The sequence below is a fragment of the Streptomyces sp. Y7 genome, from assembly GCF_043195415.1.
Lineage (GTDB): Bacteria > Actinomycetota > Actinomycetes > Streptomycetales > Streptomycetaceae > Streptomyces.
In genome coordinates this window covers 39,465-66,037 of the sequence record NZ_JBIDDQ010000004.1, presented here as the reverse complement: position 1 = coordinate 66,037, position 26,573 = coordinate 39,465, and the positions used below count along the sequence as shown (strand labels likewise).

At 72.8% G+C, this 26,573-nt stretch carries 23 protein-coding genes; 14 read left to right on the top strand and 9 right to left on the bottom strand.

From position 1 onward, the window contains the following. The first annotated feature begins 138 nt into the window (after positions 1–138). The 4 genes from ACGFW6_RS13820 to ACGFW6_RS13805 all read left to right on the top strand — a co-directional run bounded on the left by ACGFW6_RS13820 (position 139) and on the right by ACGFW6_RS13805 (position 4,906). The gene (locus tag ACGFW6_RS13820; protein WP_393507960.1) at positions 139–1,188 is read left to right on the top strand and encodes an endonuclease/exonuclease/phosphatase family protein; all 1,050 of its coding nucleotides are present in this window, start codon (positions 139–141) and stop codon (positions 1,186–1,188) included. Between the two features lie 146 nt (positions 1,189–1,334). Beyond that, positions 1,335–2,558, top strand: coding sequence for an MFS transporter (locus ACGFW6_RS13815; protein WP_393507958.1), 1,224 nt, complete (start codon positions 1,335–1,337; stop codon positions 2,556–2,558). Positions 2,559–3,053: 495 nt separating this feature from the next. Next, on the top strand, positions 3,054–4,079 hold the full coding sequence (locus ACGFW6_RS13810; RefSeq protein WP_393507956.1) for an ATP-binding cassette domain-containing protein: 1,026 nt from the start codon (positions 3,054–3,056) through the stop codon (positions 4,077–4,079). Further along, the gene (locus ACGFW6_RS13805) at positions 4,076–4,906 is read left to right on the top strand and encodes an ABC transporter permease (RefSeq protein WP_393507954.1); all 831 of its coding nucleotides are present in this window, start codon (positions 4,076–4,078) and stop codon (positions 4,904–4,906) included. Before ACGFW6_RS13810 ends, ACGFW6_RS13805 begins: the two co-directional genes overlap by 4 nt. A 9-nt stretch (positions 4,907–4,915) precedes the next feature. On the opposite strand, the gene ACGFW6_RS13800 is transcribed toward ACGFW6_RS13805, so the two are convergent. Beyond that, positions 4,916–8,725, bottom strand: a complete 3,810-nt coding sequence (locus tag ACGFW6_RS13800; protein ID WP_393507952.1) for a BTAD domain-containing putative transcriptional regulator — start codon at positions 8,723–8,725, stop codon at positions 4,916–4,918. A gap of 201 nt (positions 8,726–8,926) precedes the next feature. Here ACGFW6_RS13800 and ACGFW6_RS13795 point away from each other — a divergent pair, with 201 nt between their 5' ends. Further along, positions 8,927–9,727 (top strand): site-2 protease family protein, encoded by an 801-nt coding sequence (locus ACGFW6_RS13795; protein ID WP_393507950.1) that lies wholly within the window; start codon positions 8,927–8,929, stop codon positions 9,725–9,727. A gap of 1 nt (position 9,728) precedes the next feature. Here the strand turns inward: ACGFW6_RS13795 and ACGFW6_RS13790 are convergent, their stop codons facing one another. Genes ACGFW6_RS13790 through ACGFW6_RS13780 form a run of 3 tightly spaced genes read right to left on the bottom strand, consistent with a single transcriptional unit; the run spans position 9,729 to position 11,804 of the window. Continuing rightward, positions 9,729–9,914: a hypothetical protein gene (locus tag ACGFW6_RS13790; RefSeq protein WP_393507948.1), complete on the bottom strand. Its 186-nt coding sequence runs from the start codon at positions 9,912–9,914 to the stop codon at positions 9,729–9,731. A 53-nt stretch (positions 9,915–9,967) separates the two neighbouring features. Continuing rightward, positions 9,968–10,693 (bottom strand): NADPH-dependent F420 reductase, encoded by a 726-nt coding sequence (npdG, locus tag ACGFW6_RS13785; protein WP_393507947.1) that lies wholly within the window; start codon positions 10,691–10,693, stop codon positions 9,968–9,970. Positions 10,694–10,730: 37 nt separating this feature from the next. Next, a complete protein-coding gene (locus tag ACGFW6_RS13780) occupies positions 10,731–11,804 on the bottom strand; it encodes an exo-alpha-sialidase (RefSeq protein ID WP_393507945.1) in 1,074 nt (357 codons plus the stop codon). Between the two features lie 132 nt (positions 11,805–11,936). Here ACGFW6_RS13780 and ACGFW6_RS13775 point away from each other — a divergent pair, with 132 nt between their 5' ends. Together ACGFW6_RS13775 and ACGFW6_RS13770 are read left to right on the top strand one after the other, a co-directional pair. Further along, the gene (locus tag ACGFW6_RS13775) at positions 11,937–12,539 is read left to right on the top strand and encodes a hypothetical protein (RefSeq protein WP_393507943.1); all 603 of its coding nucleotides are present in this window, start codon (positions 11,937–11,939) and stop codon (positions 12,537–12,539) included. A gap of 230 nt (positions 12,540–12,769) precedes the next feature. Then, a complete protein-coding gene (locus ACGFW6_RS13770) occupies positions 12,770–14,104 on the top strand; it encodes an MFS transporter (protein WP_393507941.1) in 1,335 nt (444 codons plus the stop codon). Positions 14,105–14,114: 10 nt separating this feature from the next. Here ACGFW6_RS13770 and ACGFW6_RS13765 read toward each other — a convergent pair whose 3' ends face one another. Then, the gene (locus ACGFW6_RS13765) at positions 14,115–14,345 is read right to left on the bottom strand and encodes a hypothetical protein (protein WP_393507939.1); all 231 of its coding nucleotides are present in this window, start codon (positions 14,343–14,345) and stop codon (positions 14,115–14,117) included. 69 nt (positions 14,346–14,414) lie between these two features. Here ACGFW6_RS13765 and map point away from each other — a divergent pair, with 69 nt between their 5' ends. Together map and ACGFW6_RS13755 are read left to right on the top strand one after the other, a co-directional pair. Then, positions 14,415–15,272 carry a type I methionyl aminopeptidase gene (gene map / locus ACGFW6_RS13760; RefSeq protein ID WP_393507938.1) on the top strand — a complete coding sequence of 286 codons (858 nt, stop codon included), beginning with the start codon at positions 14,415–14,417 and terminating at the stop codon, positions 15,270–15,272. A 124-nt stretch (positions 15,273–15,396) separates the two neighbouring features. Continuing rightward, positions 15,397–16,044, top strand: a complete 648-nt coding sequence (locus tag ACGFW6_RS13755; RefSeq protein ID WP_393507936.1) for a heme oxygenase (biliverdin-producing) — start codon at positions 15,397–15,399, stop codon at positions 16,042–16,044. Positions 16,045–16,054: 10 nt separating this feature from the next. On the opposite strand, the gene ACGFW6_RS13750 is transcribed toward ACGFW6_RS13755, so the two are convergent. From ACGFW6_RS13750 to ACGFW6_RS13735, 4 genes are all read right to left on the bottom strand, one after another. Beyond that, entirely contained in the window at positions 16,055–16,849 is a 795-nt protein-coding gene (locus ACGFW6_RS13750; RefSeq protein ID WP_393507935.1) for a hypothetical protein, read from the bottom strand. 69 nt (positions 16,850–16,918) lie between these two features. Beyond that, positions 16,919–17,563 carry a PhzF family phenazine biosynthesis protein gene (locus tag ACGFW6_RS13745; RefSeq protein WP_393507933.1) on the bottom strand — a complete coding sequence of 215 codons (645 nt, stop codon included), beginning with the start codon at positions 17,561–17,563 and terminating at the stop codon, positions 16,919–16,921. A gap of 74 nt (positions 17,564–17,637) precedes the next feature. Continuing rightward, positions 17,638–19,173, bottom strand: a complete 1,536-nt coding sequence (locus tag ACGFW6_RS13740) for an HtaA domain-containing protein (RefSeq protein ID WP_393507931.1) — start codon at positions 19,171–19,173, stop codon at positions 17,638–17,640. Between the two features lie 73 nt (positions 19,174–19,246). Then, positions 19,247–20,665, bottom strand: coding sequence for an HtaA domain-containing protein (locus tag ACGFW6_RS13735; RefSeq protein ID WP_393507929.1), 1,419 nt, complete (start codon positions 20,663–20,665; stop codon positions 19,247–19,249). A gap of 119 nt (positions 20,666–20,784) precedes the next feature. Between ACGFW6_RS13735 and ACGFW6_RS13730 the strand changes: the two genes are divergently transcribed. From ACGFW6_RS13730 to efeB, 5 genes are all read left to right on the top strand, one after another. Further along, on the top strand, positions 20,785–21,783 hold the full coding sequence (locus tag ACGFW6_RS13730) for a hemin ABC transporter substrate-binding protein (protein ID WP_393507927.1): 999 nt from the start codon (positions 20,785–20,787) through the stop codon (positions 21,781–21,783). After that, positions 21,780–22,868, top strand: a complete 1,089-nt coding sequence (locus ACGFW6_RS13725; protein WP_393507925.1) for a FecCD family ABC transporter permease — start codon at positions 21,780–21,782, stop codon at positions 22,866–22,868. Before ACGFW6_RS13730 ends, ACGFW6_RS13725 begins: the two co-directional genes overlap by 4 nt. A 337-nt stretch (positions 22,869–23,205) precedes the next feature. After that, a complete protein-coding gene (locus ACGFW6_RS13720; RefSeq protein ID WP_393507923.1) occupies positions 23,206–24,024 on the top strand; it encodes a heme ABC transporter ATP-binding protein in 819 nt (272 codons plus the stop codon). 126 nt (positions 24,025–24,150) lie between these two features. Beyond that, on the top strand, positions 24,151–25,308 hold the full coding sequence (gene efeO, locus ACGFW6_RS13715) for an iron uptake system protein EfeO (RefSeq protein ID WP_393507921.1): 1,158 nt from the start codon (positions 24,151–24,153) through the stop codon (positions 25,306–25,308). Between the two features lie 8 nt (positions 25,309–25,316). Further along, a complete protein-coding gene (gene efeB, locus ACGFW6_RS13710) occupies positions 25,317–26,570 on the top strand; it encodes an iron uptake transporter deferrochelatase/peroxidase subunit (RefSeq protein WP_393507920.1) in 1,254 nt (417 codons plus the stop codon). The last annotated feature ends 3 nt before the right edge of the window (positions 26,571–26,573 follow it).

Below are 26,573 nucleotides of genomic sequence, written 5' to 3'. Positions count from 1 at the left end.
GAACTCCCGAGGCCGACTTGTACGTCCTCGCCCCCGTACGGCCGTCATGAGTACGGCATGAACGGAGCCGATCATCCCCTAGGGTTTCTTTGGGCGCGGGGGGACGACGGTGTGCACGGCAGGTAGTGAGGCGACGGTATGGCGCAGCAGGCGTACGTGACGGAGACGGACAGCGGCGGCTCGGAGCCCGACCGCAGAGGATCCGGGCTTCGGCGCCTGAACCGCCTGGCCGCGGGCTGGCGCGGGGACCCGCGCATCTGGCGGCGCGGCATCGTGCTGGCGGCCCTCGCGGTGATCCTCGCGCTGGTGATGCTGCTGCACGCGCAGATCCCCAACGTGATCGGCAACCTCGGCTCGCTGACCGAGACGTTTCTGCCCTGGCTGGGCCTGTTCGTCCCGGTCCTTCTCCTGCTGGCCCTGGTGCGCAGGTCCGCGACCGCGCTGATCGCCGTGCTGCTCCCGGCGATCGTCTGGCTGAACCTCTTCGGCGGCCAGCTCTCCGACAAGACCGGCTCCGGCGGCGATCTGACGGTGGCCACGCACAACGTGAACGCCGACAACCCCGATCCGTCCGGCACCGCCCAGGACGTGGCCGCGTCCGGCGCGGACGTCGTGGCCCTGGAGGAGCTGACGGCCGACGCGGTTCCGACGTACGAGAAGGCGCTGGCCTCGACGTACAAGTACCACTCGGTGCAGGGCACGGTCGGGCTGTGGAGCAAGTACCCGCTCAGCGGCGTCAGGTCCGTCGACATCAAGCTGGGCTGGACCCGCGCCATGCGGGCCGCGGTGACCACGCCGGCCGGGCAGGTCGCGGTGTACGTGGCCCATCTGCCGTCGGTGCGCGTGAAGATGGAAGCCGGGTTCACCGCCCGGCAGCGTGACAAGAGCGCCAACGCGCTGGGCGAGGCCATCGCCGACGAACCGCTGCAGAAGACCGTCCTGCTCGGCGACCTGAACGGCACGATGAACGACCGCGCGCTGCGCGCCATCACCGCCCAGATGCGTTCCACGCAGGGCGCCTCGGGCAGCGGGATGGGCTTCAGCTGGCCGGCGTCGTTCCCGATGGCGCGGATCGACCAGATCATGGTCAAGGGCATCGAGCCGATGAGCTCGTGGACGCTGCCGGAGACCGGGAGCGACCATCTGCCGGTGGCCGCGCGTGTGAAGGTCGACACATCCGCGTCCTGAAAACCCCAGGTCAGCACCGTCTGGACGGGTGCCGGCAACCGGGCTGTCAGCTGCCGGAATGCTGGGCCTGAGAGACTTTGTTCCGTACTTGAACATACGAAGTCATGGAACACCGCTCTCGACACCCCGAAAGGCAACGGCCCTTCATGCCCCTGGCCCTGCTCGCGCTCGCCGTGGGCGCGTTCGGTATCGGTACGACCGAGTTCGTGATGATGGGCCTGCTGCCCGAAGTCGCGGGCGACCTGGACATCTCGATCCCCACCGCCGGTCATCTGGTCTCGGCCTACGCGCTCGGCGTCGTCATCGGCGCCCCGCTGCTGGCGGCGCTCACGGCGCGGCTGCCGCGCCGCACCGTCCTGATCGGCCTCATGGCCCTGTTCGTCGCGGGCAACGCCCTGTCGGCGTTCGCGCCGGACTACGACTGGCTGGTGGCCGCCCGCTTCGTGAGCGGCCTGCCGCACGGCGCCTTCTTCGGCGTCGGCGCGGTGGTGGCGACGGGCATGGTCGCGCCGGAGCGCAAGGCCCGCTCCGTGTCGCTGATGTTCCTCGGCCTGACGGTGGCCAACATCGCGGGCGTGCCGGCCGGCACGCTCATGGGGCAGCACCTGGGCTGGCGGGCCACCTTCCTTGGCGTGAGCGCGATCGGCCTGGCGGCGATGGCGTCGCTGGCGCTGCTGATCCCCCGCGCGCGGCCGGACGCCGCCCCGGCCGCCGGGCTGCGCGGCGAGCTGGCCGCCCTGCGCTCGGTGCCGGTGTGGCTGGCCCTGGGAACGACGGTCGCGGGCTTCGGCGCGCTCTTCGCCGCGTACAGCTACATCACGCCGATGCTGACCGGCGCCGCCGGGTACGCCGACGCCAGCGTGACGCTGCTGCTGGCGCTGTTCGGCGTGGGCGCGACGATCGGCAACCTGCTGGGCGGGCGGCTGGCGGACCACGCGATGCGCAAGACGCTGTTCGGGGGCCTGATCTCGCTGGCCGCGGTGCTGGCGCTGTTCCCGCTGCTGATGTCCACGGCGTGGAGCGCGGCCCTGGCGGTCGCCCTGCTCGGCATGGCGGCGTTCGTGACCGGTTCTCCCCTGAACCTCATGGTGATGGAGAAGGCGTCGTCGGCTCCGTCGCTGGCGTCGTCGGCCAACCAGGCCGCCTTCAATCTCGCGAACGCGGGCGGTGCGTGGATCGGTGGCCTGGCGCTCGCGGCCGGCTTCGGGGTCACGTCACCGGCGCTGGCGGGCGCCGCGCTGGCTGTGCTGGGAATCGGTGTCGCGGCGGTCGCGTATGCCGTGGACCGGCGGCGGGTTGCTCCTCTCGGGGGGCGGGAGCGGGTGGTCGCGGGGCGTGTTCCGCAGTCGGCAGAAACGGTTCGGCACTGAGGGTTGCGCCTGGGGGCCGGGGGGTGCGGCGGCGGTTTGCTGGCGGAATGGCGTCGGTCGGCTGCTGCGCCGTCGTGGCCGGTCGCGCAGTTCCCCGCGCCCCTTCATGGGCCCCTCAGGGCCCGTCGGGGACGTTAGGGCTACGCCCGGGGCGGGCAGTGCGGCCGCGGTTTGGCGTGGCGTGGCGTCGGGCGGCTGCTGCGCCGTCGTGGCCGGTCGCGCAGTTCCCCGCGCCCCTTCAAGGGCCTCAGGGCCCGTCGGGGACGTTAGGGCTGCGCCCGGCGGCGGGCGGTGCGACTACGGTTTGCCGGGGTGTGGCGTCGGGCGGCTGATGCGCCGTCGTGGCCGGTCGCGCAGTTCCCCGCGCCCCTTCGCGGGTCCCTCAGGGCCCGTCGGGCCCTTTCGGGGTCTTTGGGGTGCTGTCCGTAGGGGCTCTGTCGGTCTTGTCGGCGGGCTGTCGGTGGTTTGTCGGTGTGGGCTGGCACCGTCGTTGCCATGACGCGAATCGACATGAAGCCGGGCGGCGCGGCCAGCGCCGTCTCCGTACGGGGGTTGGTCAAGCACTACGGCGAGACCAAGGCTCTGGACGGTGTGGACCTGGAAGTACGTGAGGGCACCGTCATGGGGGTGCTGGGACCGAACGGGGCGGGTAAGACCACCCTGGTGCGGATCCTGTCGACACTGCTGGCGCCGGACGCCGGGCAGGCGACCGTCGTCGGATACGACGTGGTGCGCCAGCCGCGGCAGCTGCGCCGGGTGATCGGGCTGACCGGGCAGTACGCCTCCGTGGACGAGAAGCTCCCCGGGTGGGAGAACCTGTATCTGATCGGGCGGCTGCTCGACCTGCCCCGCAAGGAGGCACGCAAGCGCGCCGACGAGCTGCTGGAGCGGTTCTCCCTGACGGACGCGGCGAAGCGGCCCGCCTCCACCTACTCCGGCGGTATGCGACGGCGGCTCGACCTGGCCGCCTCCATGATCGGACGGCCGGCCGTGCTGTTCCTCGACGAGCCGACGACAGGGCTCGACCCGCGCACCCGCAACGAGGTGTGGGACGAGGTCAAGGCCATGGTCGGGGACGGCGTGACCGTGCTGCTGACCACCCAGTACATGGAGGAGGCCGAGCAGCTCGCCTCCGAGCTGACCGTCGTCGACCGGGGCAAGGTCGTCGCCGGCGGCGGCATCGAGGAGCTCAAGGCCAAGGTGGGCGGGCGCACCCTCAGGGTCCGCCCGGTCGACCCGCTCCAGCTGCGCCCGCTCGCCGGATACCTCGACGGCCTCGGCATCACCGGGCTCGCGGCCACCACCGTGGACACCACCGGCGGCACCCTGCTGATCCCGATCCTCAGCGACGAGCAGCTGACCGCCGTCGTCGGTGCCGTCACCGCCCGCGGCGTCACGCTCGCCTCCATCACCACCGAACTGCCCAGCCTCGACGAGGTGTTCCTGTCCCTCACCGGCCACCGCGCCAGTGCCCCGCAGGACACCGTGCCCGCCGACGACCGCGAGGAGGTCGCCGTATGAGCGCCGCCACCACCACACCCGTGACCAGTGCTCCGCTCAAGGACGACGCCCGTATCCCGCTGCGCGGGCATCTGCGGCACACCGGCGCGCTCGTGCGCCGCAACCTGCTGTGGATCCGGCAGGACCCGGAGTCGATGGCCGACGCGCTGCTGATGCCGGTCATCTTCACCCTGCTGTTCGTGTTCGTCTTCGGCGGCTCGATCGGGCAGGCGCTGGGCGGCGGTCAGGACCAGTACGTGCAGTACGTGATCCCCGGCATGATCGCGATGATGAGCATGACGCTCTCCCAGGGCGTCGGCACCGGCTTCAGCCAGGACTTCAACTCCGGTGTCATGGACCGCTTCCGGTCCCTGCCCATCGGGCGCGGCTCGGTGCTCTTCGCGAAGATCTCCGTGGAGCTGCTGCGGATGCTGTTCGCCACCGCCGTACTGATGATCGTCGCCGTCCTGGTCGGCTTCGACATCACCAGCTGGCCGGGCCTGTTCGCGACCGTGGCGCTGTCCACGGCGTTCGCCTCGTCGATCATGTGGGTGTTCCTCACCCTGGGCGTGATCATGAAGAGCGCGCAGTCCGTGCAGGCGATGGGCTTCCTGGTGCTGTTCCCGCTCCAGTTCGGCTCGTCGATCTTCGCGCCGACGGACTCGATGCCGGGCTGGCTGCAGGGCTTCACCGACTACAACCCGCTGTCCACCCTCGCGGACGCCTCGCGCGGCCTGATGGTGGGCGGGCCGGTCGCGCACGATCTGTGGGTGACGCTCGGCTGGTCGGTGGTCATCACGGCGGTCATGGCGCCGGTGGCCATCCACAAGTTCCGCACGAAGAGCTGACCCCGCGGGTCAGACGAGGGCGGCGGCCTCCTGGGGGGAGAGTCCGCCGCCTTCCGCGTACACCGACTCGAAGGCGGTGTCACCGAGCGCCGCGCGCGTGCGCTCCACCGCCCGCTGGTACACCTCGCGCTCCTGGCACGAGGGGACGTGCCGGTGCGGCTGCAACGCGTCGGCGGCGCCCAGGCAGCGGGCGGCGTCGGCGGCGCGGCCACCGCCGTCGACCCGGGCGAGGGCGTACGCGGCGGTGGTCAGATACGCGGACCGCATCTGGGGGGCGATGGCGGCGGCGAGCGGGTCCTCGGCGCGTTCCAGCGCCTTCCTGATCGTCTCCAGGGACTCCTGGTAGCGGCCCTCGAGGGCGTCCAGCCAGGCCTCGGAGCCGAGGATGAAGGCGTCGAAGACGATGAAGTGGGCGATCTTGAACTCTTCGCGCAGCAGCCTGATCTGCTCCCGTGCCTCGGGGACCCGGCCGGTCATGCTGAGCCAACCGGCGAGGATGAGCCGGGCGAAGGGCATCGCGTGCTCGCTCGCGCCGCCGTCCTGGTCGATGACCGCGCGCAGCAGACGTTCGCCCCGCTCGCCCTGGCCCGCCTCGATCAGGGCGCTGCCGAGCCGGGCGCTGAGCACGCCCACCTGGGCGCGGGCGCCCAGCCGGTCGGCGTGGTCGATCCCCGCCTCGTAGTCGGCGGCGGCCTTCAGGTACGCGCCCCTGCGCTCATGGGCCTCGGCCCGTGCCGAGTACGCCTCGGCGGTGCCCCACAGGTCGCCCAGGCGCTGGTAGATCTCCAGCGACTCGTCGGCGTCGCGGATGGCGTCGCCCGCCCAGTCGGTGCGGTTGGCCAGCAGGTTGGCCCGCATCTGGAGGTTGGCGGCGAGGTCCCACTCGTACGCGGGCACGCTGCGGCAGGTGTCGACCGCGGCGTCGACGATCGTCCGCAGCCGGTCCATGTCGCCGGTGAGCATGACGGCGAAGAACCACAGGGAGCCGGGACTGTGACAGGCCTGCGGGAGGCCGGGCCGGTACGTCTCGGCGACGATCCGCAGCTTGGTCTGCGCCTCGGGCGTCTGCCAGGCCTCCAGTTCGGTGTCCATACAGGCGAGGTGGATGAGGTGCACTCCGCGGCGCGCCTCGTCCAGGACGGGGCCCGTCCAGGGCGGCGGGGAGTCGGTGCAGCGCTCCCACAGGGGTTCGGCGGGGCGGGCCGGTCCGGCGAAGGGATCGGGGCCCAGGTGGTGCACCTCGCGCGACCAGTTGCGGGCGACGATCCGCAGGTCGCGCATCTGCCAGTACCAGCCCATCGACAGCACCAGGCACAGCGCTTCCTGTTCGTCGCGCACGGCGACGGCGTAGTGCAGGGCGGCACGGATGTTCTCGCTCTCGCGCTCCAGTCGGCGGATCGCGGCGAGCTGGCCGGCGCCGCGCAGCAACGGCTCGGTGGTGCGGGCGAGTTCGCGGTAGTACGTCAGTTGTGCGCGCTCGGCCTCCGCCCGCCGGCCGGTCTCGTCGAGCCGTTCGGCCGCGTACTCGGCGACGGTCTCCAGGAGCCGGTAGCGCATCCCCGCGTCGCCCGGCGCGGCCGCCACCACCAGGGACTTGTCGACGAGCGAGCCGAGTGCCTCCAGGGCGGCGGGTCCGCAGACGGCCTCGGCGGCGGCGAGGTCGCAGCCGCCCGCGAAGACCGACAGCCGGCGCAGCACCTCGCGTTCGTCCTCGTCGAGCAGTTCCCAGGACCAGTCGACGACGGCACGCAGTGTCTGCTGGCGGGGCAGGACGGTACGGCTGCCGGAGGTGAGCAGCCGGAAGCGGTCGTCGAGCCGGTCGGCGATCTGGCGCGGTGTGAGCATGCGCAGGCGGGCGGCGGCGAGCTCGATGGCCAGGGGCAGGCCGTCGAGGCGCCGGCAGATCTCCGCGCACCCCTCCGGGTCGTCCGCGATCCGGAAGCCCGGGCGGGCGGCCGCTCCCCGGTCGGCGAGCAGGCGGAGCGCGAAGGGCTCGGGCAGCGGCTCGACAGGGCGCAGCAACTCACCCGGTACGCCGAGGGGTTCACGGCTGGTGGCGAGCACCGTCAGCTCGGGGCAGCGCTCCAGCAGCTCTTCCACGAGGCGCGCGGCGGCCTCGACGACGTGCTCGCAGTTGTCGAGGATCAGCACCATGCGGCGTTTGGCGCAGTGCTCGGCGAGGCGGTCGACCGGGTCGTCGTGGCGGTCGGTGCCGGCCCGCATGGCCTCGGCTCCGGCGCCGTACAGCACGGTCTCGCGGGCGCCGAGGGCGGTGAGCACGGCCTCCGGTACGGCCTCGGGGTCGTCGACCGGCGCCAGCTCGGCCAGCCACACCCCGTCCGGGGCGCCGTCCCGCACCCGCTCGGCGGCCTCCTGCGACAGCCGCGTCTTCCCGGCGCCGCCGGGGCCGAGCAGGGTGACGAGCCGGGCCGCGGTCAGGTCGCCGCGGATGGCCTCGATGTCGGGCTCGCGTCCGACGAAGGAGGTGAGGCGGGCGCGGAGGTTGCCGGCCGGCGGGAACGCCGTGGCCGTGCCATCCGGGCCGGCGGCATCCTGCGGACCGCCGGCGACACGGTCGGCCTCGCCCGCCCGGGTCCGAGCGTGCGGGGGACGGGCTGGAGCGGCGCCCGTGGCCCGGGGTTCACCGGGAGCGGGCCTCCGGGATCCGGGAGGCTGCCCTTCCCGGTCCGCGGCGAGTGCCCGGGCACCGGGGCCGACGGGCGGGCGGGATCCTGGGCCGACGGGCGGGCGGGACTCGGAGGGGGACCCGGGTGCCTGTAGCCGTCCGTCGCCGACGCGAGCGGGACCACGGGGGTCGACCGGCGCAGCGGGTCCGCTCCAGGACCCGGATCCCCGCGCCTTGCCCGAGCCTGTCCGAGCGGGGGCGCCGGGCTCGACGGTCCGGCCCGCTCCGGGTTCCTCCCGGGCATCCGAGGGCGCCCGGGAGTCCCCACCACACGGCTGCCCCGAGCTGCCGCGGGCGTCCGGGTCGGCGGGCCCGCCGAGATCCGTCCAGAGCCCCGGCGCCTGCGTCTCGCGGGACTCCGTGCGGGCGGTGCGGCTCTCCCTTACCGGTCGCTGCGCGGGTCGGTCCGGGCTGAGCAACTCCGAGTGGAGGGAACGCAGTTCCGGTCCCGGGTCCGAGCCGAGGCGGGATGCCAGGAGGCGGCGTACGTCCTCGTAGGCGGCCAGGGCCTCCGCCGTGCGGCCCGCGTCGCGCAGGGCGCGCAGGCGCAGGGCCTGGAGGGGCTCGTCCAGGGGGTGGGCGTCGCACAGGGCGGTCAGCTCGGGCAGCGACTGCTCGGCCTGGCCGAGGGCGAGGGCCGCGGTGTGGCGGGCGCGCAGGGCGTCCACGCGCCGGGTCTCCCGGCGGGCCGCCTCCGCGGTGCGGTCGGGGAGGTCGGCGAGGGCGGGGCCGTGCCACAGGGCGAGGGCGTCGTCGAGGACGCCGGCCGCCTTGGCGGGGTCGCCGTCGGCCAGCGCGCGGGTGCCTTCGCCGACGAGCCGCTCGAAGCGGTGGAGGTCGATGTCGTCGGGCGCGGCGGCGAGCCGGTAGCCGCCGTCCACGGAGAGCACGGCGTCGGCGCCGAGGGCCCGCCGCAGCCGGCCCACCAGCGCCTGGAGGGCCCCCGTGGCGTCGGCGGGCGGCTCCCCGCCCCATACCTCGTCGACCAGCAGCCCCACGGGCACGGTCCGCCCGACGCGCAGCGCCAGCACGGTGAGCAGGGCACGCAGCCGCGCCCCGCCGACCGGAACGGGCCGGCCGTCGGGGCGGAGTGCCTGGGTGGTGCCGAGAATGCGATAGCGCACGGGGTCCATTGTCTCTGGTGGGCTGGGGGACGGTCACAGGGTTGGGGTCCGGGGCGCGGCGGCCGGACGGAGCGGGAGTGGCGCGGGCGGACAGTTTGGCTCCACCCTCTCCGGAACCACCGCCCCCGCGCGAGACGTTTTCCGCGTACGCCCGGTACGGTCGGGCAGGTCCCCACGCGGTCCCGCGTGCACAAGAGCTCAGGGAGCCCCATGACCACCGCCCTCAGCCGCCGCAGCGAGCGGCGGATCAGCCCCGTCTTCGTCGGGATCCTGGCCGTCACCGCCGTGACGGGCTGGGCCACCTGGACCGGGTTCGCCGAGCAGCCCGGGGTGGCCGTGTTCCTGTTCGTGACGGCGGCCTGGATCGTGTCGCTGTGTCTGCACGAGTACGCACACGCGCGTACCGCCCTGCACAGCGGCGACATCTCGGTCGGCTCGAAGGGCTACCTCACGCTCAACCCGCTGAAGTACACGCACGCCCTGCTCAGCATCGTGCTCCCGGTCATCTTCGTGATCATGGGCGGTATCGGTCTGCCGGGCGGTGCCGTCTTCATCGAGCGCGGCCGGATCCGGGGCCGCTGGCGGCACAGTCTGATCTCGGCGGCCGGCCCGCTGACGAACGTGCTGTTCGCCGTGGTGTGCACCGCCCCGTTCTGGCTGGGCGCGCTCGACGGCGTCCCGCGGGACTTCCGCTTCGCGCTCGCCTTCCTCGCGCTGCTCCAGGTCACGGCCGCGATCCTGAACTTCCTGCCGGTCCCGGGCCTGGACGGGTACGGCGTGATCGAGCCCTGGCTGTCGCACAACGTCAAGCGCCAGGTGGAGCCGTTCGCCCCGTTCGGCCTGCTGTTCGTGTTCGCGCTGCTGTGGGTGCCGTCGGTCAACAGCGCGTTCTTCGAGATGATCGACACCGTGCTGCGCGGCCTCGGCATCAGCGACTTCGACACCTACTGCGGCTACGACCTGTTCCGCTTCTGGCAGGGCTCCAACGAGCTCTGCTCGGTCGCCGGCTGACTCAGCCGGCGGCGGAGCCGCGCCGCTCGTCCCGGGCGCGCTTGAGGTAGTACCAGGTCATGTTCGACGACAGCCCGGCGAGCAGCACCCACACGATCCCGAGCCAGCTGCCCTGCGCGAAGGCGACCACGGCCGCCACCACGGCCAGCACACAGACGATCAGGGCATAGACACCAAGGCGGGGCATTTCACTCGGCTCCTTCGGGGGACACTGCTACCCGGACAGTGTCCCCCATCGGCTCATACGTCCGTGACGCGGAGCCCCGCGTGCGCCTTGTAGCGGCGGTTCACCGAGATCAGGTTCGCGACCAGCGCCTCCACCTGGTGGGCGCCTCGCAGCCGCCCCGCGAAGATGCCGCGCATGCCGGGGATCCGCCCGGCCAGCGCCTGGACGATCTCCACGTCGGCGCGGACCTCGCCGAGCACCATGACGTCGGTGTCGATCTCGTCGATCTCCGGGTCCTCCAGCAGGACCGCCGACAGATGGTGGAAGGCGGCCGTCACCCGGGAGTCCGGCAGCAGGGCGGCGGCCTGCTCGGCGGCGCTGCCCTCCTCCGGCTTGAGGGCGTAGGCGCCCTTCTTGTCGAAGCCGAGCGGGTTGACGCAGTCGACGACCAGCTTGCCGACGAGGTCCTCGCGCAGCGCCTCCAGGGTCTTGCCGTGGCCCTCCCACGGCACGGCGACGATCACGATGTCGCTGCGGCGCGCGCACTCGGCGTTGTCGGCGCCCTCGATGCCGTGCCCGAGCTCCTCGGCGGCCGACCGGGCGCGCTCGGCGGCCCGCGAGCCGATGATCACCTTCTGGCCGGCCCGGGCGAGCCGGTAGGCCAGGCCCTTGCCCTGCGGCCCGGTCCCGCCGAGCACGCCGACGACGAGCCCGGAGACGTCCGGGAGGTCCCAGGGGTCCTTGGCCGGGGCCTTCGCGGGTGCGTCGGCGGGCTGCTGTGCACTGTCGGTAGAGGTCATGGGCCGACTTTACGTCTGCGCGGACCGCGCCGACGGGTCAGGTGAGCCGGTTCACGGGCACCCGGCGGAAGGTGATGCTCTCGTACGGGCCGAAGTCGCCGGTCTCGTAGAGGAGTCCGACCGTGTCCTCGTCGATCCGGACCAGATCCGAGTACGCGGCGGGCAGCCCGTCCACCGGGTGGGCGGACCGCCAGGTGACGCCGTGGTCGGTGGAGGCGCGGATCGTCATCAGGGCGCGCGCGCCGGCGTCGGCGGGGCCGGAGAACAGGAGCACGTCGGGGTCGCGGAGCTGGAGGACGCTGCCCTGGCAGATGGGGGCGACGAGGCCGGCCTGCGGGCGGAAGGGCTTGACCAGACTCGTGCCGCCGTCCGCGGAGTAGGCGTCGGCGCGGTTGCCGGGGGAGACGGAGTCGTTGCGGGTGTTGAAGTAGACGCGGCCGTCGGGGAGTTCGGCGGCGGTGGTCTCGTTGACGTTGATGTAGCCGTCGGTGTTCTCGTCGACGTACCCGATGCTCCAGGTGGCGCCGCGGTCGTCGCTGAGCAGGCAGTGGCCGCTGTTGTACCGGGCCTCGGTGCCGATGTCGTCGCCGGCCGGCGGGATCGTGTGGTTGGCGGCGACGACGACCCGGCCGGTGGCGAGCTGGATCGCGTGACCGGGCGTGGTGGCGTACCACCGCCAGCCCTCCCTCTTCACCTGCGCGGTGATCTCCTTCGAGCTCGACCAGGTGACGCCCTCGTCGTCGCTGTGCCGCACCCAGATCCGGCGGCCCTCGGCGGCGCCGACCTCGCCGCGCAGGATGCCCGCCTCGGTGGCGGTGGCGTGGTTGCGGATGTAGACAAGCAGGACGCGGCCGGTGTCCAGGACGACGGGGGCGGGGTTGCCGGCGAGGTGCCAGTTGTTGTCGGCGACCACCGCGAGCGGACCCCAGGTGCGGCCGCCGTCCGTGGAGCGTTTGAGCACGATGTCGATGTGCCCGTGGTCGGCGGCGGAGTTGACCCGGCCCTCGCAGAAGGCGAGGAGGGTGCCGGTGGGGGTGGCGACGACGGCCGGGATGCGGAAACTCGCGTAGCCCTCCTGGCCGGCGCGGAACGGGACGCTGGTCTCTGTCATGGGGGGCTCCTCGGACGGCCGGTACCACCACGGCAGGTGGTTGAGCGGGATAACGAATGCCTGTGCCCAGGTCGGGCGAATTCGTGGTGAACTCCGGGTCACGAGTGGTCGGTTGCGGCAGGATGCGGTCGCATGGATGCCGTACGTGTCGCGTTGCTGCGCGAAGTGCTCGCCGGAACGGAGTGGTTGGGGGCGACCCGGCGGTTCGCGGGAGCGCTGCGGGCGTCGGCGGTGGCGCACGGGGGCGGGCTGCTGCTGGTGGGCACGCGGGAGTACGAGCCGTGGCATCTGGCGGCGCATCTGGCCGACGAGGCCGCGTGGTCGGGGACGCCGGAGCTGGCGCCCACTCTCGTACGGCATGACGCGCGCGCCTCGGATCCGGCCCATCTCGCGGTCGGTCTCGGGCGGCTCGCGGCGGCCCGGCGGGGCGAGACGCTGCTGGTGGTGTCGCCGGACGGGCCGGGCGCGCCGCTGCTGGAGCGGGTGCACGACGCGCGGGTGGCGGGGGCGACCGTGCTGGCGCTCGGCACCGGCGAGGGCGAGCTGACGACCATGGCCCATGAGCGGCTGGTCGTGCCCGAGGGGGCGGAGCTGGACCTGGACACCGTGCAGCACCTGGTGAGCGCGGCGGCGGGCGAGAACACGGTGCCCTCGGGGCGGGGGCGGCGGCGGTTCCGGGACCGGTTGTCGAGGCTGGCGGAGTCGTTGACGGCACCGCCACCGCCGCGCTGGTGAGAGCGCCGATGGGAGGGGTGGCTCCTGCCGTCGGGCGGCCATGGGTCGTCGGGGGCTGGTCGCGCCCACGCGGCGGAGCCGCACATCGATACGGCCCCGCGCCCCTGAGGGGTGCCGCCGTCGCGTCGGCTGGATCCCGCGCCCCTGAAAGGGCGTTGCCGTCACGTCGGCCGGACGGCACTCGAAATCCGGTTGCACTCGCCACCTATCCGACCCGAGCATGACCTCTCGTGACCGACTCCCCCACCCCTGCGCCACGCTCCCGCCTGCGCTCCGTGCTCCCCGATCTCGCGCCCTGGCGGGCCTCCGCCGACTTCCGGCGGCTGTGGCTGGCGGGGCTGGTGACGACCTTCGGCAGCTTCCTGACGTTCGTCGCGCTGCCCGTGCAGATCAAGGAACTCACCGGGTCCGCGGCGGCGGTGGGTGCGATCGGGGCCGTGGAGCTGGTGCCGCTGATCGTGTTCGGTCTGTACGGCGGCGCGCTCGCCGACGCGCTGGACAAGCGGAAGCTGATCCTGTGGACGGAGGCCGGCCAAGCAGTGCTGAGCGCGGCGCTGCTGGTCAACGCGCTGCTGCCGACCCCGGCGATCTGGCCGCTGTACGTCGTCGCCGCCCTGTCCTCCGCCCTCGTGTCGGTCCAACGCCCCGCCCTGGACGCCCTGTTGCCCCGGATCGTCGCCCACGACCACCTGCCGGCCGCCGCTTCCCTCAACGCGCTGCGCTGGCAGGTCGGCGGTGTCGCGGGTCCCGCCCTGGCCGGCGTGGTCGTCGCGTACGCGGGGCTCGGCTGGGCGTACGGCGCGGACCTGGTGACGTTCGTCGTCTCCGTCGCCCTGGCCGTCGGCCTGGCCCCCTCCCCCGCCTCCCACGAGGCCGCGAAGCCGTCCCTGAAGGCCATCGCCGAGGGCGCCCGGTACGCCTGGAGCCGCAAGGAGCTGCTCGGCACGTATGTCGTCGACATCGCGGCGATGCTGTTCGCGCTGCCGCTCGCCGTGCTGCCGTTCCTCGCGGACGAGCTGAACGCGCCCTGGTCGCTGGGGTTGATGTACGCCGCGATGCCGGCCGGCGCGATGGTGGTGAGCCTGACCAGCGGCTGGACCTCGCGGGTGCACCGGCACGGGCAGGCCGTGGTGCTGGCGGCGGCGCTGTGGGGCGTGGCCGTCGCGGCGGCCGGTGTCTCGCCGAACGTCTGGCTGGTGCTGCTGTTCCTGGCGCTCGGCGGCGCCGCCGACATGGTCAGCGGTGTCTTCCGCGGGGTGATGTGGAACCAGACGATCCCGGACGAGCTGCGCGGCCGGCTCGCCGGGATCGAACTGCTGTCGTACTCGGTGGGCCCGCAGCTCGGCCAGACCTACACGGGCGGTGTCGCCGCCTGGAAGGGCGTACGGACGTCCGTCTGGTCGGGCGGGCTGCTGTGCGTGGGCGCGGTGGGGCTGCTGGCGCTGTGCCTGCCGAAGCTGATGACGTACGACGCGCGCACGAACGAGCACGCGGTACGGCTGCGGGAGCAGCGAAGGACGGCGGCAGCCCCGCCGGCGCCCGCGACGGCGCCGGCGGAGGGCTGACCGGCCGGGATCAGTTCTCGTCCGTGGGGCTCGTCGGGGCGTCGTGCCACCTGGGGTCGTTCTCCCACTCCAGGTTGCGTTCGCGCGCCAGGTCCATCGCCTGCTGGGCCTCGGCCCGGGTGGTGTACGGCCCGAAGCGGTCCTTGGCCGGGCACTCCGGACCCTCCTCGACCTTCTTGTGGACGAGGCAGTAGTACCACTCGCCGGGCTTGCCGGCCGTGCGCTTCTTGAACAGGGCCATGACCCGCTCCTTTCGCCTGAGATCGCCATGGTCATGGTCCCCCATGGCCGCTGTCTTAGACTCGCTGGCATGTCTGGCCAGTCGCTGCTCGTACCAGGGGAGCTGTCTCCCACCCGTTCCGTACCCGGAAACATCCGCCGGCCCGAGTACGTCGGCAAGCCCGCGCCGACCCCGTACAAGGGTCCGGAGGTGCAGACCCCGGAGACCGTCGAGGCGATGCGGGTCGCCGGCCGTATCGCCGCGCGGGCCATGGCCGAGGCGGCGAAGCTGATCGCGCCCGGCGTGACCACGGACGAGTTGGACAAGGTGGCGCACGAGTACATGTGCGACCACGGCGCCTACCCCTCCACGCTCGGCTACCGCGGCTTCCCGAAGTCGCTGTGCACCAGCCTCAACGAGGTCATCTGCCACGGCATCCCGGACTCGACGGTGCTGCGCGACGGCGACATCATCAACCTCGACGTGACGGCGTACATCGGCGGGGTGCACGGCGACAACAACGCCACGTACCTGGTGGGTGACGTGGACGAGGAGAGCCGCCTGCTGGTGGAGCGCACCCGCGAGTCCCTGAACCGGGCGATCAAGGCGGTCCGGCCGGGGCGTCAGATCAACGTCATCGGCCGCGTGATCGAGTCGTACGCCAAGCGCTTCGGCTACGGCGTGGTCCGTGACTTCACCGGCCACGGCATCAACTCGTCGTTCCACTCGGGCCTGATCATCCCGCACTACGACAGCCCGCACGCGACGACGGTCATCCAGCCCGGGATGACGTTCACCATCGAGCCGATGCTGACGCTCGGCACGCACGAGTACGACATGTGGGACGACGGCTGGACGGTCGTGACGAAGGACCGCAGGCGCACCGCGCAGTTCGAGCACACGCTCGTGGTGACGGAGACCGGCACGGAGATCCTCACGCTGCCGTAGCCGTCCCCCACGGACCGCCGGAAACCCGTCCTCTGCGGAGGGCGGGTTTTCTCGGTACGCTTTTACCGACATGACGTCGGCAAACCTATTGACTTAGGTAAGCCTAACCTCAGAAAATACTCGCATGGACTCCTTCTCGACAGTCATCCGCACCGCCTCCCACGAAGAGCACGTGCAGGCGGAGACCTCGACGTTCATGAGCGACCTGCTCGGCGGCCGGCTGGGCGTGGACGCGTACGCGCGGTACACCGAGCAGCTGTGGTTCGTCTACGAGGCACTGGAGGCCGGTGCCGGGCGACTGGCGTCGGATCAGGTGGCCGGTCCCTTCATCCGGCCGGAGCTGTTCCGGCTGGCGTCGCTGGAGCGGGACCTGGCGCATCTGCGGGGCCCCGAGTGGCGCTCGCGGGTGTCCGCCCTGCCGGCCACCCGTGCCTACGCAGACCGGGTGCGGGAGTGCGCCGACGCGTGGCCGGCCGGCTACATCGCCCACCACTACACCCGTTACCTCGGCGACCTCTCCGGCGGCCAGATCATCCGCGACAAGGCCGAGAAGACGTGGGGCTTCGCCCGCAAGGGCGACGGGGTCCGGTTCTACGTCTTCGAAGAGATCTCCAACCCGGCCGCGTTCAAGCGGAGTTACCGGGAGCTGCTGGACGAGGTGCGCGCGGACGACCTGGAGAAGCAGCGGATCGTCGCGGAGTGCAAGCGGGCCTTCGCGCTGAACACGGCGGTGTTCCGGGCCCTGGGCGAGGAGTTCCCGCTGTCGGCGTGAGCCGGCGCCCTCATCGCCAGGGCCGCAGACCGCCCGCGTCCGTCTTCCAGCCGTCGCGGGCGGCACGCAGCACGGCGTCGGCGCGGGCCCGGCGGGTGCGCGCGGCCTCCCTGATCGTGTCGAGCTCGGGCCGGCCCGCCTCCCCCGCCCGCGCCAGATCGGCCTCGGCCCGCTTGACCTCCGCGACCAGCTCGGCCTCCCGGGCCTCCAGCCGGCGCAGGAACTCCTTGTGCCGCAGCACCTGGTTGCGGATCTCCTCGACCAGGTCGTACACGGCGACCTCGCGGTCCTGCGGGTAGTGCTCGCTCCGGGAGGTGCCGTCGGGGCGGGTCACCCGGATGTGGACGTTGTCGCGGGTGTGACCGAACTCGACGGCGACACCGGCCAGCGGCAGCCGCTCCTCGACGGAAGGCCGGGCGGCGCCCTCGGACGCCTCGTTCTTCTTCACGAACAGCAGGACGTGCTCGTGGAGTTCCAGCGGCGGCAGCCACCGCTTCGGCCGCACCGCCTGTCCCTGGCCGGGTTTCGGCAGCGCCGCGCGTGCCGCCTGTAACTCCCGTACGCGTCGCCGGAACGGCGCGACCCTCTCCGACCAGCGTCGTTCCGCGTCCGCCTCGCTCTGGCGGGCCTTGTCGTACGCGGCCCGCCGTTCCCCGCGGGCCTCGGAGAGCGACCGTCGCGCGGCGCGCTCCGCGGCGCCGAGCGAGAAGGTGTAGCGCGCTCTGCCCGGCACGCACGGATAGCGAAGCAGCCAGAACAGCAGCCCGCCCGCCACGACGACCAGCAGCACGATCACGGTCCGCACCGGATGCCCCCCTGTGCCCGCCCCGCCAACGGGCCCAGTGTGACCGCATCCGGCGGCCCGCACCAGGTGTCAGTGCTCCAGGACCACCCGGCCGCCGAGCTCGACCCGGTCGCCGGGCTGAGGCGCCGTCAGCAGCTGGGAACCGGCGCCCTGGGTGATGTTGAGCGCGCGGCCGAGCCGGTGGGTGAGCTGGATGGCCGCGGCGCCGGTCGCCTCGTCCTCGGCGACGCCGTCGCCCCGCCCGGGGAACCCCCGCGCCCGCACCCGCCCGGCGGCCTCGTCCTCCCACGCCCAGGCGTAGATCCACTCCCCCGCCGGGGGTACGGCGAGAGCGTCGACCTCGGCGGCGCTGCCGTACTGCCGCAGGGTGCGCGGCAGCGCCCACTCCGGCCGGGCCTCGATCCAGCAGAACTCCCCGTCGATCCGGGCGCCGACCACTCCGGCGGGCGTGACGAGTTCGGGCACGTCGAGCAGCCAGGCCGTGCCGACGCACGGGTACCCGGCGAAGGGCAGCCGTACGGAGGGCGTGTAGATGTCGATGACCCCGCGCTCGGGGTCGTCCACGAACACGGTCTCGCTGAAGGCGAGCTTCGCCGCGAAGGCCTGTCGTTCCGCGGGGTCCGGCAGCACGGAACCCTCACGGACGACGCCGAGTTCGTTGCCGTATCCGCCGGTCGGCCCGCAGAAGACCCGGAGGACGTCGTAGTCAGTCACGTGGGAATTGAAGCACTTGCCCGGGGCCGGCAGTGCCGGCCCCGGGAGTGTCCCCTGTTCAGGGGGCGGCAGTCCTACGCCTCGGTACGCCGCCTGCGCATCATGAGGACCACGCCCGCGCCGGCCGCCACCGTGACCGCGGCCGCCGTGCCCAGCGCGGCCACCGGCACGTCGGAACCGGTGCCGGCCAGGCCGCCCGTGACACCGCCGGTGGTCGAGCCCGTGCCGCCGGTCGTCGAGCCCGCCGTGCCGGAAGAGCCGCCGGTCGAACCGCCGGACGCCGAGCCGCCGCCGGTCGAACCACCGCCGGTCGAGCCGCCGTCGTCCGGCAGTTCGGCGTCCGCCGTCAGGGCCACCGCCAGGTCGACCGGGTCGAGTGCGGTGCCGGCGGTGTAGAAGCCGCCGAACGCCTTCGCGCCGGCGTCGGTGAGGGTGGCCGTCACGTCGTCGGCCGTGATGACGTCGTCCTGCGCCTTCAGGTCGGACCCCTCCGCCGCCAGGTCGGCGAGGACCACGTCCTCGGTCTTCTCGCCGAGGCTGGTGACGTCGGCGGTGAGTTCGCCTTCGCCCTCGTCGAGGGTCGCGCGGAGGTTGGTCAGGGTGAGGTCGAGGCCGTAACCGCCGCCCTCGCCCTGGCCCTTGTGGCCCTGGAAGGTGACGGCGCCCTTGAAGCTCGCGGCGAGGGTGTCGGCGTCGGTGTCGTACTCCCCCGTCGCGTCGGTGAAGGTGAAGACCCCGTTGTCCGCGGCCTGCGAGGCGCCGCCCGACGTCGTGATCTCGCCGTTCGCCACACCGCCCACGACGTACGCGCGGAAGGACTGCTTGACGCCCCAGCCGAGCGTGCCGTCGGCTATGTCGCCGCGGGCCGGGGCGTCGGGGGCGGGCTCGGAAGGGGTGGCGCTCGTGGAGGGCGAGGCGGACTCCGTCGCGGTGGCGGTCGGGGTCGCCGACTCCGTGGCCGTCGCGGTCGGGCTCGGCGTCGGCGACGGTGACTGGGTGGGGGTGGCCGTCGGTGTCGGCGTCGAGGACGGGGGCGCGGTCTTCTGGACCACCGTCAACGGGTCCCCCGCCGCGCCCTCGTAGCCCGGGCTGCCGAGGGTGTCCGCGGCCTCCTTGGTCAGCTTGGTCGTCATGTCGGTCATCGCGCGGGTCACGGTGACGTCGGCGAGCGGCACGTCCTGCGTGGTCGTACCGGACTTGGTGACGTCGGCGGTGATCTCGGCGGCCGCGCTGTCGAACCGCACGTCGGACAGCGTGATGTCGAAGCCGTGTGCCTGGGAGACGATCCGCAGGCTGCCCTGGAAGCCGAGGTCGACGGTGTGGGCGGTGGAGTCGTAGGTGCCCGCGCCGCCGGTGAAGGTGAAGGCGCCGTTGTCCGCGGCCTGCGAGGCACCGTCCGTCGCGGTGAAGGTGCCGGCCGCCATGCCGGTCACATAGGTGCGGTAGGACTGCTTGATGCCCCAGGTCAACTCGTAGCCGCTGAGCGGGACTTCGGCCGCCGAGGCGGGACCGGCGCCGAGGGTGGCGAGCGCGGTGGCACCCAGGGCGGCCGCGGTGGCGACAGCGGCGGCGAGGACGACGGGACGGCGTCTGCGGTCGGTGGTGGACATGGGCGGGGGTTCTCCTTGCGATGGGTGGGTGGTCCGCCCGGGCCGGTCGCGGCCCGGCGGACGGGGCATGGGGTCAGTCCTCGTCGGACGTGGGGGCGCCCGCCGCGGCGGCCGGCCGCGCACGGCGCCTGCGCACGGCGACGAACGCGAGGGCCGCGGCGGCCAGCAGCAGGGATCCGGCCGCGAGGCCGATGGGCAGGACGGGCACGCCGTCGTCGTCGGAGGTGCTCGCGACCGGTGCGGCGGCCGGCTCGGCCCGCGTCGGCGACGCGCTCGGCGTGGGGGTGCTGCCCAGGTCGGGCAGGGCGGGCAGTTCGGCGTCGGCGGTGGTGGCGACGGCCAGGGACACGGGGTCCATGTCGGTGCCCGCCCGGTACATGCCGCCGAACGCCCTGGCGCCCTCGGCGGTGAGTTTCGCGGGTGCCTCTGTGATCCTCGCCAGGCCGCCCTCGGCCTTCAGGCCCTTGGCCGTGAAGGTGACCAGGGGCACCTTGTCGCCGGTGAAGCCGGCCGCGGTCACCTCGGCGTAGAGCGTGCCCTTGCCGTTCTCGACGGTGACGCGGACGCCGCTCAGCCTCAGGTCGAGGCCGTGCGCCCCGGTGAAGCGGACCGCGCCCTTGAAGGACGCCTGGAGGTCACCGTCCTCGAACGTCCCCCGCCCGTCGGGGAACCGGAACAGCGCGCCGCCGTCCTCGGCGCCGGACGACAGCGCCCACGCGCCCTTGGCGATGTCGCCGGTGACGTACTCCCGGAAGGTGCGGCGTACGCCCCAGTCGACGGCGCCGTCCACGAGTTCGTCTCCCGAAGCCTCCTTCTTCGCGGGGGACTTGGTCGCGGACGGCGTGGGCGACGGTGTCGGCTTCGCACGCGCCGCGGCCTGGACGTCCGCCGACAGGCTCACCGGGTCGAGGGCGGTCCCGGCGGTGTAGTACCCGGCGAAGGACCGGGCGCCCTGGGAGGTGAGCGTGGCGGGGAGGTTGTTGAGGACGACCGTGTCGCCGCCGCCCCGCATGTCGATCCCGCCCAGGGAGAGGGCGGCGAAGGGCACCTGACTGGACGTCGTGACCGTCCCGGTGTCCTTCGCCTTGCTGGTGACGTCCACATGGAGGGTTCCGGTGGAGCCGGAGATGCGGACGGTGGGGCGGCTGAGCGTGAGGTCGAGCTGGTAGGTGCCGGCGTCCGTGCGGTGGCCGACGAAGTGGACGCCGCCGGAGAAGGAGGCCCGGAAGGCGCCCGTGCCGCCGTCGTACGTCCCCGCCGCCGAATGGAAGCGGAAGCCGCCGCTGCCCACGGTCGCCGCGCCGCCGGTCAGGGAGTAACTCCCCTTCGCGATGGGCCCGGTGACATAGCTCTGGAAGGAGGATTTGACGCCCCAGTCCAGCCGGCCGCCCTGCACGGTCCTGCTCGCCGCATGGGCGGCGGTCGCCGGGAGCAGGGCGCCGAGGACGGCCGCGCACAGCACAGCGACCAGGGCACGTGGGTGGGCAGACATGAGAGGTCCTCCGAGACGACGGACACGACGACCGGTAGCGAACAAAGGTAAGGCTAACCTAAGCTTTGCCCAGCTGGAACGGCAGTGGACCGAGAGAAACGGACGGGACCGTGCGACGCTTGCGCACACGACTTACGGGCGCACTGCTGGCGGTGCTGGCCCTCACGACGGCCGGATGCGGGGGCGCGAGCCACGCGCGGACGGACGCCGGGGGCACCGGCACGCACGCCGGCGCCAACCGGGTCGAGCCCCTCGCCGGCGAGCCGGACCCCGACCTCCCGGTCACCGTCCGCTCCGCCGACGGCAGGAAGGTGACCGTCGGGAAGGCGGACCGCGTGGTCCCCCTGTCCGGCAGCATCGCCGAGCTCGTCTTCACGCTCGGGCTCGGCGACCGTGTCGTCGCCCGCGACATCACCGCCACCTTCGCGCAGGCGGCGAAACTGCCCGTCGTCACCCGGGGCCACGACGTCTCGGCCGAGAGCGTGCTGTCGCTCAAGCCGGACCTGGTGCTCGCCGAGACCACGACCGGGCCCGCCGAGGCGGTGGAGCAGATCCGCGCCGCGGGCGTCCCGGTCCTGTTCGTCGCCCCCGCGCGGGGGCTGCACGACGTGGAACCGCGCATCGAGGCCGTCGCCGCCGCGCTCGGCGTGCCCGCGGCCGGCGAGGCGCTGGCCGAGCGGACGCAGCGGCGGATCGCCGCCGTGCGCAAGGACGTTCCGCGGGAGGCGGAGAAGCCACGGGTCGCCTTCCTCTACCTGCGCGGCTCCGCCTCCGTCTACCTCATCGGCGGCAAGGGCTCCGGCGCCACGTCCCTGATCGAGGCGGCCGGCGGTGTCGACGCCGGGGCGGAGTCGGGGCTCGCGAAGGACTTCACCGCCCTCACCAGCGAGGCCCTGGTGAAGGCGGCGCCGGACGCGATCCTCGTGATGAGCAAGGGACTCGAGTCGGTCGGCGGAGTCGACGGACTGGTGAAGATCCCGGGCGTCGCCGAGACCCCGGCCGGCGCGGACCGCCGGATCGTCTCGATCGAGGACGGTGCGCTGCTGAGCTACGGGCCGCGCACCGACCAGGTGCTGAAGTCGGTCGTGGCGCAGCTGTACGAGGGGGACGCGGCATGACCGTACTGGAGAAGGCCGCGCCGTCCGAGGCCGCGGCCGGGACGCCGGCGCGCGGACGGCACACCACGGTCTGGCTGCTGACCGTCGGGATGGGCCTCGGGCTGCTCGTCCTCGTCCCGGTCGCCGCCGGGATCGGCGCCTACCCGATCCCGGTCGGGGACGTCCTCGCCTCCATCCAGCACAGAGCGGGGCTCGGCGGCGGCGAGTTGGACCGGGTCGCCGAGTCGGTGCTGTGGAACGTGCGCTTCCCGCGGATCGTGCTCGCGCTGCTCATCGGGGCGTCGCTGGGGTGTGCCGGGGCGTTGATGCAGGGGGTGTTCGGCAATCCGCTCGCCGAACCGGCCACCATCGGCGTCTCCCTGGGCGCGGCGGTCGGCGCGGTCGCCGCGATCTCGCTGGGGCTGACGTTCCTCGGCAACTGGACGCTGCCCGCGATGGCCTTCGTGGCCGGGCTCGGCACCGTGCTGCTGGTGTACGCGATGTCCCGCTCGGGGGGCCGTACGGAGGTCGTGACCCTGATCCTCATGGGCATCGCGGTCAACGCGTTCGCCGGGGCGCTGATCGGTCTGTTCATCTTCCTCGCGGACACCGCCGCGGTGAACCAGATCACCTTCTGGCAGCTCGGTTCGCTCGCGCAGTCGACGTGGCCGAAGGTGACGGCGGTTCTGCCGTGCGCGGTGGTGGGGCTGGTGGTGGCGCCGCTGTACGCGCGCCGCCTGGACCTGCTGGCGCTGGGCGATCGGCCCGCCCGGCATCTGGGGGTGGACGTGGAGCGGATGCGGGTCGCGTTGATCCTGGTGGTCGCCCTGCTGACGGCCGCGGCGGTCAGTGTCTCGGGGGTCATCGGGTTCATCGGGCTGGTCGTGCCGCACCTGTTGCGGATGGCGGCGGGGCCGGGGCACCGGTTCCTCGTTCCGGGCAGTGCGCTGGGCGGGGCGGTGGTACTGCTGGCCGCGGATCTCGCCGCGCGGACGGTGGCGGCACCGGCGGAGCTGCCGTTGGGGGTGCTGACGGCCCTGCTGGGCAGCCCGTTCTTCTTCTGGCTGCTGCGCAGGACTCGACGGCGGCAAGGGGGGTGGGCGTAGGGGTTGTGGGCCGGGTGGGCATTAGGGGTTGTGGTCCGGGTACGCCTCGGGGTCCGTACGGCTCGTGGGCCGGCTGCGCCTCGGGTTCCGTACGGCTCGTGGGCCGGCTGCGCGTCAGGGTCCGTACGGGTCGTGAGTCGGGTGCGGGCCGGTGGGGGCTCGTCGCGCAGTTCCCCGCGCCCCTCAAGGACGTTGACCGGACCGGCGGCCACACCGACCGTCCGCTGCACCCGCCTTCCCCATCCCTCCCTTTTTCCGCCGCAACGGCGCTCAACCCCCGCGACCTGTCCGGCGGTGCCGAACCGCCCCCCGACGACCCCTTCAAGGAGCCCGCGCAATGAGACTCCTCCGTTCGCGCCCTACGCCTCCCCCGCCCGCCGAACACGGCGATGTCCTCGCCGAGGCGGCCGACCTTCATGTCCGGCTCGGCTCCCGCGAGGTGCTGGGTGGGGTGTCCGTGGTCGCCCGCGCCGGGGAGGTCCTGGCTCTGGTCGGGCCCAACGGGGCCGGGAAGTCCACGCTGCTGGGGGCGCTGGCCGCCGATCTGCCGGCCGCCGAGGGGGTCGTACGGATTCACGGGCGTCCGGCGGGTGACTGGACCGCGCCCGAACTCGCGCTGCGGCGGGCGGTGCTCCCCCAGTCGGCGACCCTCTCGTTCCCCTTCACGGTCGAGGAGGTCGTCCGGATGGGCCGCGCGCCGCACGCCTCCTCCCCCGCCGAGGACGACCTCGCCGTCGCCGAGGCGATGGCGGCCACCGAGGTGGGCGACTTCGCGGTACGGCCGTTCTCCGCGCTGAGCGGCGGCGAGCGGGCCCGGGTGGCGCTCGCCCGGGTGCTCGCGCAGCGCACCCCGCTGCTGCTGCTCGACGAGCCGACCGCCGCACTGGACCTGAAGCACCAGGAGTTGGTGCTGCGGGTCTGCCGGGAGCGGGCGCGGGCCGGGGACGCGGTGGTGGTCGTACTCCACGACCTGGGGCTCGCGGCCGCGTACGCGCACCGTGTCGCGATCCTGCGCGCCGGGCGGGTCGCGGCCGACGGACCGCCCGCCGAGGTGTTCTCCGAGCGGCTGCTGTCGGAGGTCTATGACCAGCCGGTCGAAGTCCTTTCGCATCCTCGGACAGGAGAGCTGCTGGTGACCCCACGGCGGAACCTTTGACCATCCTTTGACTTCTCTATGGGGTCGATTTTGGCCACTTAGGTAATCCTTATCTCCGTTAGGCGAGCCTCACCTTGGTATGTGAGGCCCGTCACGCACTCTTTCCGGCCACCTCATGGAGCCTTCATGCGCACCGCCAGACTCCCCGTCACCACCGCCATCGCCGCCGTGGCGGCTCTGACCGCCGTCACGGGGTGCACCGAGAAGGGGAGCACCGAGGGCGGCGACCGCGTCGTCAACGTGACGTCGACGGACGACAAGTGCGAGGTGTCGAAGAAGGAGTTCCCGGCCGGACACGTCGAGCTCGCCATCGAGAACAAGGGCTCCAAGGTCACCGAGGTCTACATCCTCTTCCCGGACGACCGCATCGTCACCGAGCGCGAGAACATAGGCCCCGGCACCAAGCAGCGGGTCACCGCCGAGGTGAAGGCGGGCGACTACACCATCGCCTGCAAGCCGGGCATGAAGGGCGACGGCATCCGCCAGGCCGTCAAGGCCACCGGCAAGGGCGCCACCGCCAAGCGGGACCCGCGTCTGGACGAGGCCGTGGCCGCCTACCGCAAGTACGCCCAGGAGCAGGCCGACGAGACCCTGCCGCTCGCCGAGGCGTTCGCGAAGGCGGTCAAGGACGGCGACATCGAGGCCGCGAAGAAGGCCTACGCCACCTCCCGCATCGGCTGGGAGCGCACCGAGCCGGTCGCCGAGTCGTTCGGCGACATCGACCCGAAGGTCGACGTGCGCGAGGACGGTCTGGAGGACGGCCAGGACCCGGCCACCGACTGGACCGGCTGGCACCGCCTGGAGAAGTCCCTGTGGCAGGACAAGAAGATCGGCGACCGTGAGAAGGAGCTCGCCGACCAGCTCATCACCGACCTGAAGGACTGGCAGAACCGGGTCGGCAAGGCCGAGATCACCCCGACCTCGATGGCCAACGGCGCCAAGGAGCTGCTGGACGAGGTCGCCACGGGCAAGGTCACCGGCGAGGAGGAGCGCTACTCGCACACCGACCTGGTCGACTTCAAGGCCAACGTCGAGGGCGCCGAGAAGGCGTACGCGCTGCTGAAGCCGGTCGCCAAGGAGAACGACCCGGCGCTGGTCACCGAGCTCGACAAGCAGTTCGGCGCGCTGAACACGCTGCTCGACCAGTACCGCGCGGACAAGTCGTCGTACGACTTCACCTCGTACGACAAGGTCGGCAAGGACGACCGCAAGGAGCTGTCGGACGGCGTCAACGCCCTCGCGGAGCCGCTGTCCAAGCTCGCCGCCGCCGTAGTCGTGAAGTAGGGACGGTCATGACGGAACCCACGGAAGGCACGGCCACTCCCTCCCGGCGCGCGCTGATCGGCTGGGGCGGTGCCGGGCTCGCGCTCGGCGCCGTCGCGGCCGGCGGTGCCGTGGCGATGAGCCGCACCGGTGACGACGTCGATCCGGCCGCCGCCGCGACGGGGGCCGCGATCCCCTTCCACGGCGAGCGGCAGGCGGGCATCGCCACCCCGGTCCAGGACCGGTTGCACTTCGCCGCGTTCGACGTGAAGACCGACGACCGCGCCGAGTTCGTGCAGATGCTGAAGGACTGGACGGCGGCCGCGCGCCGGATGACCGCCGGACAGGCCGTCGGCGAGGGCGCGTACGGCGGGCTGGCCGAGGCGCCGCCGGACGACACCGGTGAGGCGCTGGGCCTGAAGCCGTCGCGGCTGACGCTCACCATCGGGTTCGGTCCGTCCCTGTTCGAGAAGTTCGACCTCGCCGGTCAGCGGCCCGAGGCCCTCGCCGAGCTGCCGCACTTCTCCGGCGACAACCTCGACAGGAACCGCAGCGGCGGCGATCTGTGCGTCCAGGCCTGCGCGGACGACCCGCAGGTCGCCGTGCACGCGATCCGCAACCTGGCGCGCATCGGCTTCGGCAAGGTCGTCATCAAGTGGTCCCAGCTCGGCTTCGGGAAGACCTCCTCGACCACTCCCGAGGAGCAGACCCCGCGCAACCTCATGGGCTTCAAGGACGGCACCCGCAACATCGCGGGCACCGAGACCGACCGGCTGAAGAAGTTCGTGTGGGTCGGCGAGAAGGACGGGCCCGAGTGGATGGCGGGCGGCTCCTACCTCGTCGCCCGGCGCATCCGGATGCACATCGAGACCTGGGACCGCACCTCGCTCCAGGAGCAGGAGGACATCATCGGCCGCGACAAGGGCGAGGGCGCCCCGGTCGGCAAGGCCAAGGAGCGCGACAAGCCGTTCCTGAAGGCGATGCTGCCCGACGCGCACGTCCGCCTCGCGCACCCCGAGTCCAACGACGGGGCGACGATCCTGCGCCGCGGCTACTCCTTCACCGACGGCACCGACGGCCTGGGCCGCCTGGACGCGGGCCTGTTCTTCCTCGCCTACCAGCGCGACCCGCGCACGGGATTCATCCGGATCCAGCGCAACCTGGCCATCGACTCGCTCAACGAGTACATCCAGCACGTGGGTTCGGCGCTGTTCGCCGTCCCGCCGGGCGTCCGCGACAAGGACGACTGGTGGGGCAGCACACTGTTCGGCAAGGAGGCGTAGTCC

Coding starts and splice junctions, on each gene's coding strand:
- ACGFW6_RS13720 (WP_393507923.1), top strand. CDS start 23,206: ATGAGACTCCTCCGTTCGCGCCCTACGCCTCCCCCGCCCGCCGAACAC.
- ACGFW6_RS13820 (WP_393507960.1), top strand. CDS start 139: ATGGCGCAGCAGGCGTACGTGACGGAGACGGACAGCGGCGGCTCGGAG.
- ACGFW6_RS13775 (WP_393507943.1), top strand. CDS start 11,937: ATGGATGCCGTACGTGTCGCGTTGCTGCGCGAAGTGCTCGCCGGAACG.
- ACGFW6_RS13735 (WP_393507929.1), bottom strand. CDS start 20,665: ATGTCTGCCCACCCACGTGCCCTGGTCGCTGTGCTGTGCGCGGCCGTC.
- ACGFW6_RS13790 (WP_393507948.1), bottom strand. CDS start 9,914: ATGCCCCGCCTTGGTGTCTATGCCCTGATCGTCTGTGTGCTGGCCGTG.
- map (WP_393507938.1), top strand. CDS start 14,415: ATGTCTGGCCAGTCGCTGCTCGTACCAGGGGAGCTGTCTCCCACCCGT.
- efeO (WP_393507921.1), top strand. CDS start 24,151: ATGCGCACCGCCAGACTCCCCGTCACCACCGCCATCGCCGCCGTGGCG.
- ACGFW6_RS13725 (WP_393507925.1), top strand. CDS start 21,780: ATGACCGTACTGGAGAAGGCCGCGCCGTCCGAGGCCGCGGCCGGGACG.
- ACGFW6_RS13765 (WP_393507939.1), bottom strand. CDS start 14,345: ATGGCCCTGTTCAAGAAGCGCACGGCCGGCAAGCCCGGCGAGTGGTAC.
- ACGFW6_RS13810 (WP_393507956.1), top strand. CDS start 3,054: ATGACGCGAATCGACATGAAGCCGGGCGGCGCGGCCAGCGCCGTCTCC.
- ACGFW6_RS13780 (WP_393507945.1), bottom strand. CDS start 11,804: ATGACAGAGACCAGCGTCCCGTTCCGCGCCGGCCAGGAGGGCTACGCG.
- npdG (WP_393507947.1), bottom strand. CDS start 10,693: ATGACCTCTACCGACAGTGCACAGCAGCCCGCCGACGCACCCGCGAAG.
- ACGFW6_RS13815 (WP_393507958.1), top strand. CDS start 1,335: ATGCCCCTGGCCCTGCTCGCGCTCGCCGTGGGCGCGTTCGGTATCGGT.
- ACGFW6_RS13755 (WP_393507936.1), top strand. CDS start 15,397: ATGGACTCCTTCTCGACAGTCATCCGCACCGCCTCCCACGAAGAGCAC.
- ACGFW6_RS13795 (WP_393507950.1), top strand. CDS start 8,927: ATGACCACCGCCCTCAGCCGCCGCAGCGAGCGGCGGATCAGCCCCGTC.
- ACGFW6_RS13740 (WP_393507931.1), bottom strand. CDS start 19,173: ATGTCCACCACCGACCGCAGACGCCGTCCCGTCGTCCTCGCCGCCGCT.
- ACGFW6_RS13800 (WP_393507952.1), bottom strand. CDS start 8,725: ATGGACCCCGTGCGCTATCGCATTCTCGGCACCACCCAGGCACTCCGC.
- efeB (WP_393507920.1), top strand. CDS start 25,317: ATGACGGAACCCACGGAAGGCACGGCCACTCCCTCCCGGCGCGCGCTG.
- ACGFW6_RS13805 (WP_393507954.1), top strand. CDS start 4,076: ATGAGCGCCGCCACCACCACACCCGTGACCAGTGCTCCGCTCAAGGAC.